The following is a 21,772-nucleotide window of genomic DNA, read 5'->3' on the forward strand; positions in this document are numbered from 1 at the left end:
AATGTTTTAAAAAAATTTATTAAAAAATTTATTCTTCACACAGTATACACAGACAAATCCAACAATAGCTCCTAATGAATTGGCTAAAATATCATTTAAATCTGCTTCTCTGGTATGGGTCAATACACTTTGTAAAACCTCAATAATTATGCCATATACAATTGCCAAACAAACAATTAACAACCTATAGTTCCAATTAGAACACCATTTGTTTTTTGAAAAGCTCCAAAATATGACAAATATCGAATAAAATAAAAAATGTACTATCTTATCTTTACCAGGAACATCTACTTGGGGAATAGAATTTAGGCTTACTAAACTTAGAACCGTAATTATAACTGTCCAAAGTATCGCAAGAAATAAAAAACTACGCTCCGATAAGTGCTTTGTAATCTTCACTTGATAAAAGTGTATCTATTTCAGATGCATCAGAAATTTTCACTTTCACCATCCAACCGTCTCCATAAGGATCCGTGTTTACTTTTTCTGGATCTGATTCTAAAGAATCATTGAATTCAATAATTTCTCCAGATAATGGTAAAAACAAATCAGAAACTGTTTTAACTGCTTCTACAGTTCCAAACACTTCATCTTTATCTAACGTTTGATCTAAAGTTTCCACTTCAACATATACGATATCACCCAATTCTTTTTGAGCAAAATCTGTGATTCCTACTGTTGCAACATCACCATCAACTGAAACCCACTCGTGGTCTTTAGTGTATTTTAAATTAGTTGGTATATTCATTAGTTATAATTTTTTGACGTACAAATGTAATTGTATTTATTGAATTGAAAAAAATGTTTTTGTTATTTTTTTTACATTAAAGTCAAGCTTTCAAAAGATGTCTTATGCAAGGTTGCTAGTATTTTAATTTCCGAAATTATATCGCAATGTAAATCCACTTCTAATATTGGTAGTTGGGAAAGAAGTAGAAATAACAGCTTGTGAAAATTGATGATCATAGAAGAAAATAGCCGTTAAATACTTACTAAATGAATAATCGGCTGTTAATCTAACAGACCATAAATCTTGTCCGCCTCCCAATTGATTGTTATCATAATCTAAATAACGCACAATAGTATTACTTTTGCGCAATGAAAAATCAGCTTTTATATTGATATCACTTTTAATAATTCCAGAAACATTATCGGCTAAAGCTGAGTTAATGGTAACGTCTTTAATTCTATAACCAATACCTACAATATATTCATTCCCCGTTACCTCTGTTAATAAGTTATTGTCAAAACTCATGTTAAGCGTTCTATCCTTTTTAATTTCTGCTAAAAGTTTGATTGAATTTTTCATCTCAAAATCAAATCGAACTAACGGATTAAATTGCTCTACCAAGTTAACATTCGAAACAATTTTATTTGCAAAGAAATTACCATTAGCATCAACTGGAGCATCATTCAAATTAGAACGAAATGCATTAACATTATAACTTGCTCTATATCCATGTTGTACTGAAAAACGTTTAAAATTTTCTTTAAACCAAGAATAACGCATTAAACCTGTGTATTTAATATTCCAGTTTGGTAGTGGTGTATTTCTAAAAACTCCTGTTGAAACTTTACTAGCATCTTGTCCAGAATAAGCTGCAATAAATGAAGGCAATAGAACTTGTTGACTATTTTTTCCATAGCCTATAGGATAACCTTCTGCATCTCTAGGAAAAGTTTGAGAACCATAATAACTTTCAGCTAAACGATTTGCAACAGTTAATCTATTATCTCTTAAATCTTGGAAAGCTTCGGAAAAGTTAACATCACTTTGCGAAAAAGCAGTTTTTATTAAAATTGTTGAAATGTTGAAATTTCCAAAATCGTATGGTGAACGCGAATTATAATTACCTGCGGTTACATCATATTGCTCAGAAAAATTGTAAGTATAGGAACGATCAGCATTCAAATCTATTTTAAAATCTGGAAATACTTCTAATTGAGCCGTAAAGTTCAATTTTGTGTTTTGCACTTGAGTGAAATTTTGATTAAACTCTGGGAAAGTTGTTAACCAACCATTTCTTGCTGCCTCATAACGAACATCCGCCTGACTACCAAAAACAAATCCTAAAGAAGGCTTAGACGAACCAAAGAATCCTAAACCTGGTAAGTATCCTGGAAGTACAGTTCCTTTATTTTCAGTATAATTTACTTGAATATTTTTGACACTAGTAACAACTCCAATTAAACCTGCAACAAATGGATTACGTTCATTAGAAATATTAGTATTTCCTGCTGCCGTAACTTTTTGACCTGGTTTTGGCGGTTCTTGTTTCCCCTTAGGTGCTGGAACACTTTTCTTGTTTGATTTTGTTTTAGTTAAACCAATGTATTTATAAAACATATCCATATTGAATGCTGTATTCAATTTGTGCGAACTAGCATTTTGAACGGTATTTCCTAATTGATACAAAGTTCCATCTTCGGCCTCAATACTTGAAAAAGCATCAGAAGAACGTTGCCAGTTATAATCACCTGTATAAGTATAAGTTGATTTTACAAAACTAAAAATTGGCAATTTGTTAATTGGAAGATCATAATTTACAACCAATTGCTGGTTATGTTGATTTGCTTCTCCTGTATTCCAATAATCATCCCATATACCTAAACCATCAATTGGTAAATTATTCTCATCTAAATAATTACGAACAATATTGTTGGATGCTGCTGTATAATTAACACGTAATGATTTTGTTAAATTATAATTGAATCCGTATTGATAATTGAAGAAGTAATTTCTTCTATAAAGATCGCCCAATCCAATTCCTTCAACGTCTACCAAACGGAATCTTTGCTTGTTAAACTGTCTTAATATTGTTGAACTAAATGAAATATTTGTTGGTAAGAAATTAAAATTGAAATCGCTCAACATTTTATAATAACCACTCTTTTTAAATCTTTTCGTTTCTTTAAAAGGCTCAATAGTTAGAGGTTTGAATGAATAAGCATAATCAACTGTTGATCTATTTTGTTGATCAATTAAATTTTCAATTTCATAATTATGACGCTGTGTTTCATTTAACGAATAAGATAAAGTTAAATTTTCTACATCATAAAAATGCGTTTTTTTCTCTTGATCTTTTATCTTTTTTACACCAATAAAGTTAATACTAGTTCTTTTAGTATAATCAATTGCACGATTTTCAATATTAGAGCGATCTGTAGCATTTGGCGTTACATCTAATAATTGCTGTAATTCAATATCTTGATAGAACGGATCATATTTAGGTGTAATCGTTTGTTCGCCTACACCATAATTAAATGGAAGATTAATTCCCCATTTTTTTGGCAACAATTTTCCTAAATTTAAATTAGTTACTATGTCATATTGAAATACATCTTCTCTACTTCTTTCATTTGGACCTTCTTCAAGAGAACCAAAACCAATAGTACTCATTCTTGTTGTGGCAGAAACAGTAGCAAAATCAGCCAAATTAGAATCTAAGTTAGCAACGGCTGCATAACCTCCTTTATTGTCCATATCTGACATACGCAACTCATTAAACCAAACTTCACCACGTTGTATTTGTCCCGATTTATTTTTAATTCCAATCATTAAAGTTCGAACCAATCCAAAATTTGGATTCCCTTTAATTCCTAGGGTTAATCTGTTTCTTGAAGAACCTAAATCTTCTTCTTCAACAAAACCAATTCCATTTGGATCATAGCTAATTGATGGATCACTTGCTAATGCTAAAATTTTTAATTTGGTTAATAAAGACAACGGCAATTCAATTTCGTTATCTGAAGGCCAGATAGCATCAGGAGAAGATTCTCCGTAAGCTGTAACTTTTAGAGGAATTTCAACCTGATAAAAATTATCGGTAAAATCATTTCCAAATCTAATGAAAGCTGTTAAATTATCATCTTGTAAACCTCCATTTTCAGTTGCTTCGGCGTGTAAAAACATACGTAGTTTTTTAAACTGGCGCATATCAACACTTACATTTTTAAATACAGCTCTTGAATCATTTGGCTGTAAACCATTTACAACACCTCCATTTTTATCATAAACACGCAATGATAAAGATTGTTCGTTTTGATTTATAACAGTGTTATTGTTATATAACTGCTCTCTAACTACACCGGGAGGAGTAACATATTTAATAGGAGTTCTATCTCCATTCTCCTGTATATTCAAAGCTACAACATCAAATCCTGTTTCGTCATCATTTGGATTTGGATCATTAATATCTAAAGAATTCACAAAACGTCTCCATTCTCCTCTTACCAAATCTAAAGCTCCAAAACGCAATGTAACTTCATCTTTAAATCCAGTCATGTACATACGCATAAAACGAATGGATCTAAAATCGTTAATAGGTCCTACTTTGTTAGCATCGGTAAATTCTTGAATTGGAATTTTATATAAAATCCATCTTGCTTTAGCGGTTTGACCATTTGGCAATACATCTGTAAATTTTCTTGAATCTACAATGTAATTTTGACCTACTGGAACCCCATCATCAGTATCAGGATATTTTAAAATTGGTACTTCAAATTTAAAATACGCATTAATCGTGTTCATGGTATTATCACGATTAATATCCTCTACATCAGGAAATGTAGTATTACCTCTATTAGTATCTGTAACTGTAACCGGAGAGTTACCTTCAAATCCGTTATAATTTTTGTATCGGTTAACAATATCGCCTCCTGTACTTAAATAAAATTGATAATTATCAGCAGATGGATCCGGTTGAGAGGCAAAAGCTGAGAATTTTATAGCTTCATCAGCATCAGTTAATCCATCAAAACCTGCATCTTGAACAGCTCTATTAGCATTGTTAGTATCAAAAGCATAAATTAATGATTGAGATGCAGGAACCTGACCCCATGACGTTGACACAACAGGTTGGTTAGAATTGACTTCTGGCAATCCATTCTCGTATAGTTTTCTACCGTCTCTTAGTATATCTTCTGAAATTTCACCCAAATTGAAAACAATTTTTCCTGTATTTGTTGGATCGGCTACATCGCCAGGATTACCATAATAAGGATCTAATACCCAAAATTGAATATACTCAACATTCGATTGCTCAAAATTTGTTGAATTAATTGCTCTCATAATTCCTCCCCAATTTTCAGGAGCTTCAGCATCAGTAAATTGATTTGTTGATGCTAGCGTTGGATTAAAATTATAAGGTCCTCTGTCTTTTGGATAATAGGTTAAATCTAATGTACTGATTACAGTAGATTGTCCTTGAGCAATATCGGTAACTGGATATAACTCTCGGCTAAAAATTCTTCTTGTTCTATTAAAGGATAAATCTGTATCTGAAATTCCAGCTGGTGGTTGTACATAAAATATTGGGTCAATTGTATACCAAGATAATTTAGCCCTTTTATAACCAACATTTAAAGCATCAACTGGAGGTTCGTTCGAGGTTATATCGCCATCAAATCCTTCTTCTAATGGCACACTTGCTAATGACCACGCTTGTGGACTTCTCATGTCGATTGTTGATTGAGAACCTTCAAAATCATCAATATAAGTAGTGGGTTCGCCATTAAATTGATCTGCTTTTGACGCACCGGGTTTTAAGTAAGCTATTTCTCCTCTTAAGGAAATATTAGAAGGAACATCAGTGTCAATATTTGGAAGTTTATTTACTAATCGGGTTAAAAAAGGAACTTCAGTTGAGTAATTCCCATTAAATCCAAAAATAGTATTATTAACTGATTCTTGTCCATAATTTGATTTAGTTGTGAATGGTCGCTCTGATAAATTTAACATAGTAGCATTTACCACAAACTTATCATTAAATTTATGTTCTACATTAAAACCCCAAAATCTTCTTGTTTGCTGACCAAATACCGCGTTGTTTTCAACTGAGACTTCAATTGGCGTTGTAGCTAAAGAAGGGTCTAAAATGTTTACTTTACCCATTTGATAGTTCACGGTATAATCAACACCTTCAACTAAAACCCTACCCCCTGCAGTCACAACAACTGAACCCTGTGGCACATTAAAAGCTCCAATTGAAATTCCGTCGCCACCCATAGATTTGAAACGTCCTTTTAATTGAAATTTATTTTTAGCACTTTCTTGTAGCGCTGCGGCTTGAGTTGTTTTATACAAACTTCTAAAAACATATTTGCTTTGATTTTCATTATATGTTAATAGATTATTGTAATCTTCAGTAACAGGTGAATTTGCTAATTTATTAAACAAATGTTTTCCAAAGGGTTCGACTTTTAAAAATATAATTCTTCCTTTTTGTGTATCAACAGTTAAACCTTGGTAAAAATCAAAAAAACCATCTCCTCCTTCTTGGGGGTCGTTTGTATAATTCAATCTATCTAAATCAAATACTTTCAACAAAGGTGTTTGTTTAACATCAGGAGGTAATGTTGGTGCAGTTGGTGATGCTTCTGTAATATAATTTAATGGAGAAGGATCTGTATATAAAATATTTAATTTAAAATCTTCTTGTTGTAATTGATATGCTCCTGGAATTTGATAGATATTTTTCATCATAATATTCCATGTGGGCATGGTAAAATAAGGTCCAGAACCACCCACTTGATACTTATCAACCGTTAAATTACTTTTTAATAACTTTAAAATTAACGCTTGAGAACTTGGTACACCTGTATTGTCTACGTTTGTAGCATCAACACCATCGGTTCCAAACTCCCCTACTTGATATACCTGATCTCCAATAGTATATTGATATGCAACCGCTAAAACTTCATCATTAGCCAAACGTTGATTTAATGAAATATAACCTAATTGTGGATGATACGTATATTCTGAAGGCGATAATTTTCTTGCATTTTCTAATTTCGCAAAGTCAATTCCTTCAGCCATTCCTGAGATGTTAAAACCATTAATTGCTGTTGAAACATCACGAATTGAATTATTTAAAAAGTTAGAGCCGATGTTAGCAGGATTAAATTTGTTATTCGCATTATTAGAAGGGCTATCAGGCGGAACATTATAAAATGTTGGATTAGCCGCCAAATTAATATGAACCGTTTCTTGAGGTAAAACATTGGTTAATGGTCCTTCTCCAATATCTTGTAAGGCAACAATATTTCTAAGATTATTATCGGTGGTATTAACTCTATTTTGTTTGTTAGTAATCCAAACTTCAATTCTATTAATTTGTACGCGTGAGTTAACATATGGGAAAGTTTCTAATGACTTATCATATCTGTCTCTAAAATATTGTGATAAGAAATAGTGACGATCTACATCGTAATCTAAGGCAAACATTTCAAAATCTTGAAGTGTTCCTCCACCTTGGGCTGTTATGGATTTTGTTTGTGATTTTTGTTCAGAAAAAACTCCTGTAAATGTAGTTTTCCCAAATTGTAACTGTGCTTTAACTCCAAATAAATTCTGAGCGCCTCGAATTAAAGAATTTGACAAAGGAAAACTAACATTCCCTACTTCTATTTTTTGAATAATATCGTCTTCAGTAGGTGTATACTCTAATTTTATTAAATTTTGAAAAGCGAAAGTTGATTGTGTATCGTAATTTACATTTACATTTAAGCGGGTTCCTACTTTACCTTGCAAACCAACACTTATACGTTGATCAAAATCGAAACTTGTTGTTCTTCTATTTCTAGGTGAAAAAGAAGGATTATCTTGCTTAGTAAAACGAACTCCTAAATCTAATTCTACAGAACCTGTTGGTTTAACATCAATAGTATTTCCACCAAAAATTGTTTCAAAAAACTTAGAATTTACGTAATATCTGGGTAAGAGATTTTTCTTGGCAGCATCTGAACCCGCTTTTTTACCATCTATTGCTGCTGATTTATCTTGATAATATTTACGCATTTGTTCACGCAAAACAAGTTCTTGATACTGTTTTGGCGTAAGAATCATTGGATAATTTATATTAAATCCATCAACAGTACTAGTATAAATATAACGATCAGACGCAGGGTCATAAGTATACTTATCTAAAATACTAGGAGGATTAGGCACCTTTATTTTACCTAAATCAACCCCTGTTTTTACAGAATCTTTATCTTCCTCATCTACCTGTGCATGTAGTGAAAAAGAGAAAAGCATACAAAACAATGCTAGGCTATAATGTAATTTATTTATTGCTTTTATTTTAATTTTTTTCAAGTCTTATAAATTTTTTAAAGCTTGTTTTATTAAGTTTTCAACAGTAGCATTGGGGGTTTCTCTGATGATCTTGTCTATAACTTTTTCGGCTGCTTTTCTAGCAAATCCTAAAACTTCTAATGCAGATAACGCTTCATCTTTATTTGTATTGCTTTCAACTACAGAAACTTCATCTAAATTATACACTTTTAACACTTTTTCTTTCAAATCTAAGATAATTCGTTGAGCTGTTTTGGCACCAATTCCTTTCATTGATTGAATCGTTGTAACATCATTTGCCGCGATAGCTTGAATTATTTGGGCTGGTGCTAAAGACGACAACATCGTTCTAGCTGTACTAGCTCCAACTCCAGATACTGAAAGCAATAATTTAAAAAGTTCTCTTTCTTGCTTTTCTACAAAACCAAATAAACTATGTGAATCTTCTTTAATTTGTAAAAATGTATATAATTTCAAATTCTCAGAATCTGGAATTAATGAAAACGTATGTAATGAAATATTAATATGATAACCCACTCCATTACAATCTATAACAACTTCTGTAGGTGTTTTTTCAACTAATCTTCCTTGAATATGAGCTATCATATAAAATAATTATCTGTTTTGTTTTCTTCCTTTTTCTTGAGCATCAACAACAGCAACCGCTGCCATATTTACCATTTCTTCTACACTAGCACCTAATTGAAATACGTGAACAGGTTTGTCTAATCCTAAAATAATTGGACCAATAGATTCTGCTTTGTTCAACTCTTTCAATAACTTATAAGTAATATTTGCTGCGTCTAAATTAGGAAAAATAAGTGTATTTACTTTTTTATTTACCAATTTTGAAAACGGGAATTTACTCTTTAACATATCCGAATTTAATGCAAAGTCTGTTTGAATTTCTCCATCGACAATTAAATCTGGGAAATTTTCATGTAAATAAGCTACAGCTTGACTTACTTTACTTGGTCCTTCATTATGTGATGAACCAAAATTTGAATAAGAAACCATTGCAATAACAGGCTCCATTCCGAACATTCGAACAGTTTTAGCTGTCATCAAAGCAATTCTTGCTAAATCATCTGCTGAAGGATTAGGATTTATTGCGGTATCAGACAAGAAAATTGGTCCTCTTGCCGTCATCATCATATTTGTAGTCGCAATTTTTGAAACTCCAGGTGCTTTATCAATCAATTGCATAACAGGTTTAATAGTAGTTGGGTAACTTCTAGAATATCCTGTAACCATTGCATCCGCTTCACCCGTATTAACCATCATTAATCCAAAATAATTACGCTCGCGCATCCATTTCTCTGCATCTAACAAGGTGATGCCTTTGCGCTTTCTGGTCTCCCAAAAATGTTTTGCATACGCTAATCGTTTCGCTTCAGATTCTTTGGTTTTTGGATCAAAAATCGGCACTTCAGTATCAAAACCAATTTCTTCTTTTAACTCTTTTATAATTTCTAAATTTCCTAATAAAATTGGAAAACCAATACCTTCTTCATGAACAATTTGAGCCGCTTTCAATACATCAATTTGATCCGCTTCTGCAAAAATAATGCGTTTTGGATTGGTTCTTGCTCTATTGGTTAGCAAACGAATCATTTTGTTATCAGAACCCATTCGCTCTAATAATTCGTCTTTGTATTTTTCCCAATCAGTAATTGGAGCTGTTGCTACACCTGATTCCATAGCAGCTTTGGCTACGGCTGGCGGAACTGCTGCAATTAACCTCGGATCAAAAGGTTTTGGAATAATATAATCGCGACCAAACGTTAATTTTGTTTCACCATAGGCAATATTTACTTGCTCTGGAACCGACTCTTTTGCTAATTCAGCTAAAGCTACAACGGCTGCTTTCTTCATTTCCTCATTAATTTTCGTAGCTCTAACATCTAGTGCCCCTCTAAAAATAAATGGGAAACCTAATACATTATTTACTTGGTTAGGATGATCTGAACGACCTGTTGCCATAATGATATCTTTACGCGTATCGATAGCTAAATTATAGTTGATCTCTGGCGTAGGATTTGCCATTGCAAAAACAATTGGATTATCTGCCATAGACAATAACATTTCAGGCGTAACGATATCTCCAGAAGACAATCCGATAAATACATCAGCACCTTTCATAGCGTGTGCTAAATCATCATAATGTTTATCTGTTGCATAAGGGCGTTGCATATCTGTAACACGAGGGTCATCTTTACGTAATGCTCCTTTACTATTGAACATCACGATATTTTCTGGCTTTACACCAAATGCAACATATAAATTAGCACAAGCAATGGCAGCCGAACCCGCCCCAGAAATAACCATTTTCACTTCATCCATTTTCTTTCCTGCTAACTCTACTGCATTCAATAAAGCGGCTGATGAAATAATAGCAGTTCCGTGTTGGTCATCGTGCATTACTGGAATATTCAATTCCTCTACCAAACGTCTTTCAATTTCGAAAGATTCTGGTGCTTTGATATCTTCTAAGTTAATTCCTCCGAAAGTTGGCGCGATATTTTTTACCGTTTCTATGAATTTGTCTACGTCTTTAGTATCCATTTCAATATCAAAAACATCAATATCGGCAAAGATTTTGAACAACAAACCTTTTCCTTCCATTACTGGTTTTGAGGCTTCTGGACCAATATCTCCTAAACCTAAAACTGCGGTTCCGTTTGAGATTACAGCTACTAAATTTCCTTTTGCGGTATATTTATAAACGTTGTTAACGTCTTTTTCAATTTCTAAACAAGGTTCTGCTACTCCTGGAGAATAAGCCAAAGCTAAATCTCTTTGAGTTGCATATTTTTTGGTAGGAACTACCTGAATTTTTCCTGGCGTTGGTTTTGCGTGATATAATAAGGCTTCTCTACGTTTACTATCTTTATGCATGGTTTTTTATTTTACTAACTTACAAATATAGTAGTAAGAGCATAAAATGAGAAATTATTTTGGGATTCTTTTGAAAAAATATTTTTACTCAAAATAGAAAATTTAGCACTGAAAATTAATTTCAATCTAAAATCTTTACAGGTATTTTTTTATCAAATTTTATTACCCCATCAAAAATTTCACAATTGTTTGTTTTAATATTTTCTTTTATATCCCAAGGTAATATTTCTATTGATCTAGAAGTTTTTGCATCTATGAAAAATTCAGCATAATATTTTTTGTCTTTTTTGACATCAGCACTAACACTATTAATATGTTTGATTCCAATATTTTTGTCAGTTATTTTCACATATCCAATAAAATATTTTTTTTCTTTGGGATGTAGTATAAAACCAGTTTTCACATAAGGTGATTTCTTTACATAATCATATTCAATTCTTTCATTTGCTGAAGTAATACTATCATCACAATCAAAGGGTTTTACAAAATCAGTAATTGTTACGTAACATTTTACAATCTTATTGTCATTAGTTATATTTAATTCTAATACTTCATCATTTAATATTAAACTTTGGCTATGATCAAATTTTGTAGCAAAATTGTTATTAATATATATAGCTTCATCAGAATTATTTTCAAGAGAATACTTAATTATATTAGCTGTGTCTTTTGTTGAACTTATTGGATAAGTTACTAAAGTATCATTTAAGACATTTAAAGTAATACTCTCTTTTTTGTTACTGTTACATGAAAGAAAGAAAAAAATTGAAATGATATATATAAATTTCATAAAGAAGATGTTTAAATTATTGAATATTACTTTTTCACCAAACCCTTTACCTTCTTAAACCCCGTCATCAACAAAACTGCTACTAACCCAAATACAATTCCAACACCAAATTCAGCTAGTGTTGATGGAATACTATGAGGAATTAAATGATGTAAGTAGTCGATATTATGAAGAAAAATACCTCCTGAAACTAAGATAAGTGCAATAGTTCCTAAAACAGCAAGTCCTTTAATCACTAGTGGCAAAGCTTTGATTAAAATTCCACCTACAGATGACATAAATCCTTTGTTGTCTGATTTTCTCATCAAATAAAATCCAGCATCATCCATTCGAACAATAAAGGCTACAATTCCGTATACTCCGATGGTTGCAATAATTGCTACAAAAGTTACACTCAAAATTTGGGTAATGAGCGGATGCTGTTTTTCCATTGCAGTTCCTAAAGCGATGATAACAATTTCAAGGGATAAAATGAAATCGGTTTTGATAGCCGATTTTACTTTTGCTTTTTCAGAATTTTCGTTATTTTCCTCTAATTCGCTTTCCGCAATAACTTCTTCTCCTTTTTTAGTATGATGAAAAAAATATTCGATGATTTTCTCCACACCTTCATAAGCCAAGTAAATTCCTCCTATGATTAAAGCTACTTTAATTGCCGGTGGATATAACCAATTCAAAACAAAAACTACTGGTAGAATAATCAATTTATTGATAAACGAACCTTTTGTAATTGCCCACAATACCGGAATTTCTCTAGAAGCTAAAAATCCCGTTGCTTTTTCCGCATTAACTGCTAAGTCGTCACCTAAAATTCCTGCTGTTTTTTTGGTTGCTAATTTACTTGTCATTGCTACATCGTCCATTAGTGCAGCGATATCGTCTAAGATTGCAAAAAATCCTGATGCCATTCTTTTTTAAATTTATTTTTCTTCTATATAACCCTCAAATCTACATTAAAGTTTTCTCTTAAAAATATTTTTGATCTAAAAAAATTTATAGAATTCTTAGTCTTTTAAAAAATTAATGTTACGAAGCAAGCCTTCATATTTTGTTCTTTTAACAGCCGAATTTTTGAAAACTTTTTGAAAAGTATCAAGAGTAATTTCTTCCCAATCCGATTTTGAAAAATTTAAAATCTCCGAGTTCGTTTGAAAAAGTGGTTCATTGTGTGGTTTTGAAAATCGATTCCACGGACAAACGTCTTGGCAAACATCACAACCAAACATCCAATCGTCAAATTTACCTTTCATTTCTTGTGGTAAATTGTCTTTTAATTCGATAGTAAAATAAGAAATACACTTGCTTCCATCTACAACATAAGGTGCTACAATAGCTTCTGTGGGACAAGCGTCTAAGCAAGCGGTGCAACTTCCACAATGATCGGTTGCTGGTGAATCATATTCTAATTCCAAATCAATAATTAATTCGGCAATAAAATAAAACGAACCTACTTTTTGCGTAATGAGATTGCTGTTTTTTCCAACCCAACCCAAACCACTCTTAGCCGCCCAAGCTTTATCCAAAACGGGTGCCGAATCTACAAAAGCTCTTCCGGAAACTTCTCCAATTTCGGTTTGAATGAAATGTAATAATTCCTTTAATTTTTCTTTTATGACGTGATGATAATCTTGTCCGTAGGCGTATTTTGAAATCTTATAGGAATCCTCATTTTGATGTTCGGAAGGATAATAATTGAGCAACAACGAAATCACACTTTTTGCTCCATCCACCAAAAGTGTTGGATTCAAGCGTTTGTCAAAATGGTTTTCCATATAACTCATTTGACCGTGCATTTGGTTGTTTAACCAATATTCTAAACGAGGCGCTTCTTCTTCAAGAAAACCAGCCTTTGAAATACCACAAGACAAAAAGCCGAGTCTTTTGGATTCGGCTTTGATAATTTGTGAGTATTTTTCTTTATTGTTTATCAAACTAAAAAAGTCCTCCTTGGATATTGTGTTTAATTTTTCCTAAGTGCTTATATGCCTTTTCGGTCACTTCTCTTCCGCGAGGTGTTCTAATTATAAAACCTTCCTGAATTAAAAAAGGCTCATATACTTCTTCAATGGTTTCTCCACTTTCAGAAACTGCTGTTGCCAATGTGGTTAATCCAACTGGACCTCCTTTGAATTTATCGATAATGGTAGATAAAATTTTATTATCCATTTCATCTAAACCGTGTGCATCAACATTGAGTGCCTTGAGAGCAAATTTTGCAATTTCGATATCAATTTTTCCGTTTCCTTTGATTTGTGCAAAATCTCTAACACGACGCAATAATGCATTAGCAATACGAGGTGTTCCTCTACTTCTACCCGCGATTTCAATAGCCGCTTCCATCGTAATCGGCATTTTTAAAATCGAAGCACTTCGTTGCACAATGTTGGTTAATAATTCGGTATTATAATATTGTAATCTACTTTGAATGCCGAAACGGGCTCGCATTGGCGCTGTTAATAATCCAGAACGAGTGGTAGCTCCAACTAAAGTAAACGGATTCAAATTGATTTGAACGGTTCTTGCATTCGGACCCGATTCAATCATGATATCAATCTTAAAATCCTCCATGGCAGAATACAAATATTCTTCAACGATTGGACTTAAACGATGAATTTCATCAATAAACAAAACATCTCTTTCTTCAAGATTTGTCAACAATCCTGCTAAATCCCCAGGTTTATCTAAAACGGGACCAGAAGTAATTTTGATTCCCACACCTAACTCATTTGCTAAAATATTAGCCAAAGTTGTTTTTCCTAAACCAGGAGGTCCATGAAACAAGGTATGATCTAAAGCTTCTTTACGCAAATTAGCTGCTTGAACAAAGACTGTCAAATTCTCTAAAACTTGATCCTGACCAGTGAAGTCATCAAAGCTTAGAGGGCGCAACGCTTTTTCGATATCAATATCTTGTGGAGAATATGATTCTTTATTTGGATTTAAATTTTCATTCATATAACAAAGATAGTAAAGTTATAAAACAAAAAACCTCTCATATTGAGAGGTTTTTATAGTATTTTAAAATCTTAATGATGTAATTGCTCTTCGCCTTCTTTCATTGGCACAACTTGAGGCACGAAGTCTTCATCATGACCAGGTTTACTGTAATCGTAAGGCCATCTGTGTACTTCAGGAATTTCACCTGGCCAGTTTCCATGAATATGTTCTACTGGAGTAGTCCACTCTAAAGTATTTGATTTCCATGGATTTTGAGTTGCTTTCTTACCGTAGAAAATACTGTAGAAGAAGTTCCAGAAGAATACAATTTGGAAAGCAGCTCCTACTATTGCAAACATAGTAATTAAAACATTTACGTCTGCTAATTCATCAAACAATGGGAAAGCTGAGTTAGTATAGTAACGTCTTGGTAAACCAGCCATTCCAATAAAGTGCATTGGGAAGAAAACTCCGTAAGCACAAATAGCAGTTACCCAGAAGTGAACATATCCTAAATTTTTGTTCATCATTCTACCAAACATCTTAGGGAACCAGTGGTAAACACCTGCAAAGAATCCATAAAGTGCAGAAATACCCATTACTAAGTGGAAGTGAGCCACTACGAAATATGTATCATGAACGTTAATATCTAAAGTTGAATCTCCCAGAATAATACCTGTTAAACCTCCTGTAATGAAAGTAGATACTAATCCAATAGAGAATAACATTGCAGGATTTAACTGTAAGTTACCTTTCCATAATGTAGTAATATAATTAAATGCTTTTACTGCTGATGGGATTGCAATTAATAATGTTGTAAAAGTAAATACAGAACCTAAGAAAGGATTCATTCCAGATACGAACATGTGGTGACCCCAAACAATTGTTGATAAGAATGCAATTGCTAAAATAGAAGCAATCATTGCACGGTAACCAAAAATTGGTTTTCTAGAGTTAGTAGCAATAATTTCAGAAGTAATACCTAAAGCAGGTAATAATACAATATAAACCTCAGGGTGACCTAAGAACCAGAATAAGTGCTCAAATAATACTGGAGAACCTCCTTGGTAATGTAAAACTTCACCTTGAATGAAAATATCTGACAAGAAGAATGATGTTCCAAAACTTCTATCGAAAATTAATAATAGTGCCGCAGAGAACAATACAGGGAAAGACACGATACCAATAATAGCTGTAACGAAGAAAGCCCATACCGTTAATGGTAATCTTGTCATTGTCATCCCTTTAGTTCTTAAGTTGATAACTGTTACAACATAATTCAAAGATCCCATTAAAGATGAAGCAATGAAAATAGCCATAGAAGCCAACCATAACGTCATACCTAAACCAGAACCTGGGATTGCCTGTGGTAAAGCACTTAAAGGAGGATAAATTGTCCAACCTGCAGAAGCTGGTCCTGATTCAACAAATAAAGAACAAATCATGATAACACAAGAAACAAAGAACAACCAAAAAGAAAGCATGTTCATGAATCCTGAAGCCATATCACGTGCTCCAATTTGTAATGGAATTAATAAGTTACTAAATGTACCACTCAAACCTGCAGTAAGTACAAAGAATACCATGATTGTTCCGTGAATAGTTACCAATGCAAGGTAAATATCATTACGCATAACCCCATCAGGAGCGAAATTATCTCCTAAGAAAATTTTGAATACTTCGAAAGATTCTTCTGGCCATGCAATTTGCATACGGAAGAATAAAGATAAAACAACTCCAACAATACCCATCAATAAACCTGAGATAAGGTATTGCTTCGCTATCATTTTGTGATCAAGACTAAAGATGTATTTAGTAATGAAAGTTTCTTTATGATGACCGTGTTCGTGTGACATACTAATTCTATTATATGATATAAAATAACTTATTTAATAACTTGAGCTACAACTTTAGTTGAATCAACAGCAGCTACAGGAGCTTCAGTTGGTGCTGCAACAGGAGCAGGTGCATTAGCCTCTTTCCATTGTTGCGCTAATGTTGGTTTTTCAGCCAACCATGCTTTGAATTCAGCAGGAGTATCTACAACAATTTTCATTTGCATATTGTAGTGAGAAGCACCACAAATTTTGTTACATAATAACAAATAATCAAATGTATATGGATCTAAAGCAGTTCCACCATCAGCAACAATTTTTTTGCTGTTCTCAGTACGGATTTTATTAATTTTATTAACTTTAGCCATGATTGCTTCATCTGCTCTCATATCTGCAGTTGTAACAGTAGGAGTGAATGAAAACTGAGTAATCATACCTGGAACACAATTCATTTGTGCTCTAAAATGAGGCATATAAGCCGAGTGTAAAACGTCTTGTGAACGCATTTTGAAAATTACTTTTTTACCCACTGGTAAATGTAATTCTGTAACAACTTTATCGTCTTGCGCAGCTGGATCAGCTAAATCAACACCCAAAGTGTTAATACCTTCGATTAATCTAACATTAGCTTTTCCTAATGTTTTATCATCCCCAGCATAACGGGCTTCCCAACCAAATTGTTTTGCATATAATTCAATAATGATTGCATCTTGTTTGTCTTCTTCATCAACAAACATAATGTTATTCCAAGTATATAAACCATACATAATCAAACCAGCTAAAACAATTACTGGAATTATAGTCCAAACAGCTTCTAACTTGTTATTATCAGCAAAATATAATGCTTTTTGGCCTTCTTTACCTCTATATTTGAAAGCAAAGTAGTGTAATAAGAACTGAGTAATAGTTTGAACGAAGAAAATGATAGCAAAAGAAATATACATCAAATTATCATAATCTGGTCCGTGCTCTGAAGCAGGAGTGCCTAATACTAAATCTCCCCAAGCATATAATGAATAAATTGTAAATACATAAATGAAACCTACAAAGGCAAACATTAAATAACCATTTACACTATTATCTTTATCATTAGCAATTTCGTCATTAGATGAAGAACCACCAATTTGGGTTAAATCAAAAATTTTAGTTAATTGCCAAACTGCAATACCGATTAAAACTAAAATTATAAATACCAAGAAACTTGTCATTTTTATTTCTTTTTAACTATTAATAATGAAAATGTTTACTTTCCTCAATTAAAGGATTACCTTTTGGAACTAACGGAGCCTTAGTTAAAGCTGAGAAAACAACGAAAATAAATAAACCTAAGAAGAACATTAAAGCTCCTATTTCAGGAATACCAATAAACCATTGATCACCAACTGTTGCAGGCATAATCATATTGAAGAAATCAATATAATGTCCAAATAATATTACAATACCCGCCATAACTACAATCCAAGTTAAACGTTTAAAATCAGTATTGATTAGGATTAACAATGGGAAAATGAAGTTTAAAGCTAACATTCCGAAGAAAGGTAATTTGTAATGCTCAATACGAGTTACGAAATAAGTAACCTCTTCTGGAATATTTGAATACCAAATCAACATAAATTGAGAAAACCATAAATATGTCCAGAAAATACTGATACCAAACATAAATTTAGCCAAATCGTGAATGTGACTTGTGTTTACATATTCTAGATATCCTTTAGATTTTAAGTATAGGGTAATCATAGCGATTACAGTAATTCCACTTACGAAGAAACTTGCAAATACATACCATCCAAATAATGTACTATACCAGTGAGGATCAAAAGACATAATCCAATCCCAAGACATGATAGACTCAGAAACAATAAAGAATACTAAAAAGAAAGCTGCCAATTTGAAATTTTTCTTGTAAGGAGCATTATCTTCAGCACTATCTTGTGCAATAGAGTTTTGTCTAAATTTGAATCTTACCCAGTTCCAAACACCTAAAAATATAGCTGCAGTTACTAAAAATCTAACAACATTTAACCATCCTTTTTTCTGGAAAATAAGTTTATCAAAATCAGCATGCTCTGGATTTACAACATCTGGATTCATCCAAACAAATAAATGATTCCAATGCATTCCAGCTGCAACTAATAATACAAAGAAAATAATAGAACCTGGCAATAAATAAGCAGTAATACCTTCCATTACTCGGAATAAAATTGGAGACCAACCAGCTTGAGCAGCGTATTGAATAGCATAGAAAGCTAAAACTCCAACTGAAATTAACATGAAGAAGATACATGCAACATATAAAGCAGCCCAAGGTTTATTTTGTAATTGGTGTAAAACATGCTCTAAATGTGCTTTGTGATCATCATGAGAATGAGCATCAGCTTTAGCATGAGCATCATGATTATCTTTATTTGCAGGTGCTTCTGTAACGGCTGCATGAGCAGTATCTACCACAGCATGAGTAGAATCTACCGCATGGGCACCATTAATTTTTACAGTATCCGCTACATTATGAGCATCAGCATCTGCACCGTGCGGAGCAACTTTCTCAACATGAGCAGCTTCATGACCATGATGACTATCTGCTAATAATTTTTCTACATCCTCAATTGTTTTTGGAGCAGCCATGAATCCGATTCCAATACCAATTGCTCCTAAAATCATTAGGACGAATGAAAAAGTTTTTAATTTACTTGAAAACGTGTACATATCTATTATTTTCAAAAAGTATTAATATTATAATCCAGATTTAAGTTTTAAAACGTAGTTTGCTACTTGCCATCTCTCTTGCTGAGATAATTGGTTAGCGTGAGAACCCATAGAATTTAATCCATAAGTTACTACGTGAAAAATACTACCTTCTGTAATTTCTCTATCTTTATAACTAGGAACTCCAAGGAATTTTTCTTTAACAACTAAATTCCCTTTTCCATCTCCTTTTTCACCATGACAAATTGCACAATAGATGTTATACAATTCTTTACCTTTTTCAGGATTTAAGGATAATGAATCTAAAGGCGATTTTAAATTAGCTTTAGCTAAAGCATATCCTTCTGGTGTATTTGGAATTTCGTAAGGTACGAAACCTCTTTTAATTGATCCTTCTGCAGGAAGTTGAGCTTCAACTCCACCTTTGAAAACAGCATGCTCTGAATACGTTTCATATGAAACTGCTTCATACATGTTTGGGAAAAACTGATAGTTAGGTTTTGCTTTATCGAAACATGAAGTTGCCATGAAAGACAAACCTACTACTGCAACTATTTTATATAAACTTTTCATAACTATCTATTAATGCTTTTCTACAACTTTAACTTCTACTGCTCCAGTTTTAGTAAAGAAAGAAATTAATTCTTCTTCATTACCGTGAATACCCACTTCCATTAAAAAATGGTCATCAGTAGTTCTTACATCTGGATTTTCTGCTTTTTTGAATGGCCATAATTTACTTCTCATATAAAAAGTGATAACCATTAAATGCGCTGCAAAAAAAACTGTTCCTTCAAACATAATAGGCACAAATGCAGGCATATTATCAATGTAACTAAAACTTGGTTTACCTCCAATATCTTGTGGCCAATCATTAATCATTACGAAATTCATCAAAGCAGTGTAAATCGAAAGACCAATTAATCCATATATAAATGCACAAATTGCAATTCGAGTTGGAGCTAACCCCATAGCTTTGTCTAATCCGTGAACTGGAAAAGGTGTATAAATTTCCTCAATATGATGATGAGCTGCTCTTGTTTGTTTAACAGCATCCATTAAAACATCATCATCATTATATATAGCGTGTATTACTTTATTACTCATGATATTAATGATTATCTGAATGATTATGACCGTGTTGTTCTCTTTCTGCCTTGTAGTTGTCTCCAGAAGATTTTAAGATTGTCTTAACCTCTGCTTGAGCAATTACTGGGAAACTTCTAGAATATAATAAGAATAATACAAAGAAGAATCCGATAGTTCCGATATAGATACCAGCATCAACAAAAGTTGGTTGGAACATAGTCCATGACGATGGTAAGTAATCTCTATGTAATGAAGTAACGATGATTACAAAACGCTCAAACCACATTCCTACGTTCACCACAATAGAGATGATGAAAGAAGCCATAATGTTAGTTCTAATTTTCTTAGACCACATAACTTGTGGAGAAATTACGTTACAAGTCATCATTAACCAATATGACCACCAGTAAGGACCTGTAGCTCTGTTTAAGAAAGCATATTGTTCATACTCTACTCCAGAATACCATGCTACGAATAACTCAGTGATATAAGCACAACCCACAATAGAACCCGTAATCATGATAACGATGTTCATTAATTCGATATGTTGAATTGTGATATAATCTTCTAAGTTAGATACTTTTCTCATAATAATAAGAAGCGTATTTACCATTGCGAATCCTGAGAAAATAGCTCCAGCAACGAAGTATGGAGGTAAGATTGTTGTATGCCATCCTGGAATAACAGAAGTAGCAAAGTCAAAGGATACAATAGTGTGTACAGAAAGTACAAGAGGAGTTGCTAAACCAGCTAATACAAGAGAAACCTCTTCGAAACGTTGCCAGTCTTTCGCTCTACCAGACCATCCAAAAGATAGTGTAGAATAAATTCTTTTTGTAAAAGGAGTTACTGCTCTATCACGTAACATAGCAAAGTCAGGTAATAAACCAGTCCACCAGAAAACTAATGATACTGATAAATACGTGGAAATTGCAAATACGTCCCATAATAATGGCGAGTTAAAGTTAACCCATAATGATCCAAATTGATTTGGGATTGGTAATACCCAGTATCCTAACCATGGACGACCCATGTGAATGATTGGGAATAAACCTGCTTGCATTACTGAGAAAATCGTCATTGCTTCTGCAGAACGGTTAATGGCCATTCTCCATTTTTGACGGAATAATAATAATACGGCAGAGATAAGAGTTCCGGCGTGACCGATACCTACCCACCAAACGAAATTGGTGATATCCCAAGCCCAACCAACTGTTTTATTTAATCCCCATGTTCCAATTCCTGTGGAAATGGTATAAATCATGCAACCTAATCCCCATAGGAAAGCGGCTAATGCAATTAAAAATACTGTCCACCATTGTTTGTTTGCTCTACCTTCTACAGGTTTAGCCACATCTACCGTTACATCGTGGTAAGATTTACTTCCTACTACTAAAGGTTTTCTAATGGGTGCTTCGTAATGAGACGACATAATCCTTTATATTG

At 32.9% G+C, this 21,772-nt stretch carries 15 protein-coding genes; all 15 read right to left on the minus strand.

Going from position 1 to position 21,772, the window contains the following annotated elements:
• Positions 1-6: 6 nt before the first annotated feature.
• Positions 7-399, minus strand: a complete 393-nt coding sequence (locus V7P59_RS12755; protein WP_442902425.1) for a VanZ family protein — start codon at positions 397-399, stop codon at positions 7-9.
• Positions 368-748 carry a glycine cleavage system protein GcvH gene (gcvH, locus tag V7P59_RS11930; RefSeq protein ID WP_333810377.1) on the minus strand — a complete coding sequence of 127 codons (381 nt, stop codon included), beginning with the start codon at positions 746-748 and terminating at the stop codon, positions 368-370. Before gcvH ends, V7P59_RS12755 begins: the two co-directional genes overlap by 32 nt.
• 123 nt (positions 749-871) lie before the next feature.
• On the minus strand, positions 872-8,035 hold the full coding sequence (gene sov, locus V7P59_RS11935) for a T9SS outer membrane translocon Sov/SprA (protein WP_333810393.1): 7,164 nt from the start codon (positions 8,033-8,035) through the stop codon (positions 872-874).
• 63 nt (positions 8,036-8,098) lie between these two features.
• Positions 8,099-8,680 carry a Holliday junction branch migration protein RuvA gene (gene ruvA, locus V7P59_RS11940; RefSeq protein WP_333810378.1) on the minus strand — a complete coding sequence of 194 codons (582 nt, stop codon included), beginning with the start codon at positions 8,678-8,680 and terminating at the stop codon, positions 8,099-8,101.
• Positions 8,681-8,689: 9 nt separating this feature from the next.
• A complete protein-coding gene (locus tag V7P59_RS11945) occupies positions 8,690-10,972 on the minus strand; it encodes an NADP-dependent malic enzyme (protein ID WP_333810379.1) in 2,283 nt (760 codons plus the stop codon).
• Between the two features lie 121 nt (positions 10,973-11,093).
• Positions 11,094-11,762, minus strand: coding sequence for a hypothetical protein (locus tag V7P59_RS11950; RefSeq protein ID WP_333810380.1), 669 nt, complete (start codon positions 11,760-11,762; stop codon positions 11,094-11,096).
• A 26-nt stretch (positions 11,763-11,788) separates the two neighbouring features.
• Positions 11,789-12,670 (minus strand): DUF808 domain-containing protein, encoded by an 882-nt coding sequence (locus tag V7P59_RS11955; protein ID WP_333810381.1) that lies wholly within the window; start codon positions 12,668-12,670, stop codon positions 11,789-11,791.
• Between the two features lie 96 nt (positions 12,671-12,766).
• Entirely contained in the window at positions 12,767-13,693 is a 927-nt protein-coding gene (queG, locus tag V7P59_RS11960; RefSeq protein ID WP_333810382.1) for a tRNA epoxyqueuosine(34) reductase QueG, read from the minus strand.
• Between the two features lies 1 nt (position 13,694).
• Positions 13,695-14,717 carry a Holliday junction branch migration DNA helicase RuvB gene (gene ruvB, locus V7P59_RS11965; protein ID WP_333810383.1) on the minus strand — a complete coding sequence of 341 codons (1,023 nt, stop codon included), beginning with the start codon at positions 14,715-14,717 and terminating at the stop codon, positions 13,695-13,697.
• Positions 14,718-14,788: 71 nt separating this feature from the next.
• Entirely contained in the window at positions 14,789-16,555 is a 1,767-nt protein-coding gene (locus V7P59_RS11970) for a cytochrome c oxidase subunit I (RefSeq protein ID WP_333810384.1), read from the minus strand.
• Between the two features lie 29 nt (positions 16,556-16,584).
• The gene (locus V7P59_RS11975) at positions 16,585-17,742 is read right to left on the minus strand and encodes a cytochrome c oxidase subunit II (RefSeq protein WP_333810385.1); all 1,158 of its coding nucleotides are present in this window, start codon (positions 17,740-17,742) and stop codon (positions 16,585-16,587) included.
• A 19-nt stretch (positions 17,743-17,761) separates the two neighbouring features.
• A complete protein-coding gene (locus tag V7P59_RS11980; RefSeq protein WP_333810386.1) occupies positions 17,762-19,237 on the minus strand; it encodes a quinol:cytochrome C oxidoreductase in 1,476 nt (491 codons plus the stop codon).
• A gap of 27 nt (positions 19,238-19,264) precedes the next feature.
• Complete coding sequence (locus V7P59_RS11985) at positions 19,265-19,810, minus strand: c-type cytochrome (RefSeq protein ID WP_333810387.1); 546 nt, start codon at positions 19,808-19,810, stop codon at positions 19,265-19,267.
• Positions 19,811-19,819: 9 nt separating this feature from the next.
• Complete coding sequence (locus tag V7P59_RS11990; RefSeq protein ID WP_333810388.1) at positions 19,820-20,344, minus strand: DUF3341 domain-containing protein; 525 nt, start codon at positions 20,342-20,344, stop codon at positions 19,820-19,822.
• 4 nt (positions 20,345-20,348) lie between these two features.
• A complete protein-coding gene (gene nrfD / locus V7P59_RS11995) occupies positions 20,349-21,758 on the minus strand; it encodes an NrfD/PsrC family molybdoenzyme membrane anchor subunit (RefSeq protein ID WP_333810389.1) in 1,410 nt (469 codons plus the stop codon).
• Positions 21,759-21,772 lie beyond the last annotated feature (14 nt).

Source organism: Flavobacterium sp., assembly GCF_036782315.1.
GTDB lineage: Bacteria > Bacteroidota > Bacteroidia > Flavobacteriales > Flavobacteriaceae > Flavobacterium.

Excerpts from the sequence above, each read along its gene's own strand:
- gcvH (WP_333810377.1), bottom strand. The coding sequence starts at position 748 with ATGAATATACCAACTAATTTAAAATACACTAAAGACCACGAGTGGGTT.
- sov (WP_333810393.1), bottom strand. The coding sequence starts at position 8,035 with ATGCTTTTCTCTTTTTCACTACATGCACAGGTAGATGAGGAAGATAAA.
- ruvA (WP_333810378.1), bottom strand. The coding sequence starts at position 8,680 with ATGATAGCTCATATTCAAGGAAGATTAGTTGAAAAAACACCTACAGAA.
- V7P59_RS11945 (WP_333810379.1), bottom strand. The coding sequence starts at position 10,972 with ATGCATAAAGATAGTAAACGTAGAGAAGCCTTATTATATCACGCAAAA.
- V7P59_RS11950 (WP_333810380.1), bottom strand. The coding sequence starts at position 11,762 with ATGAAATTTATATATATCATTTCAATTTTTTTCTTTCTTTCATGTAAC.
- V7P59_RS11955 (WP_333810381.1), bottom strand. The coding sequence starts at position 12,670 with ATGGCATCAGGATTTTTTGCAATCTTAGACGATATCGCTGCACTAATG.
- ruvB (WP_333810383.1), bottom strand. The coding sequence starts at position 14,717 with ATGAATGAAAATTTAAATCCAAATAAAGAATCATATTCTCCACAAGAT.
- V7P59_RS11970 (WP_333810384.1), bottom strand. The coding sequence starts at position 16,555 with ATGTCACACGAACACGGTCATCATAAAGAAACTTTCATTACTAAATAC.
- V7P59_RS11975 (WP_333810385.1), bottom strand. The coding sequence starts at position 17,742 with ATGACAAGTTTCTTGGTATTTATAATTTTAGTTTTAATCGGTATTGCA.
- V7P59_RS11980 (WP_333810386.1), bottom strand. The coding sequence starts at position 19,237 with ATGTACACGTTTTCAAGTAAATTAAAAACTTTTTCATTCGTCCTAATG.
- V7P59_RS11985 (WP_333810387.1), bottom strand. The coding sequence starts at position 19,810 with ATGAAAAGTTTATATAAAATAGTTGCAGTAGTAGGTTTGTCTTTCATG.
- V7P59_RS11990 (WP_333810388.1), bottom strand. The coding sequence starts at position 20,344 with ATGAGTAATAAAGTAATACACGCTATATATAATGATGATGATGTTTTA.
- nrfD (WP_333810389.1), bottom strand. The coding sequence starts at position 21,758 with ATGTCGTCTCATTACGAAGCACCCATTAGAAAACCTTTAGTAGTAGGA.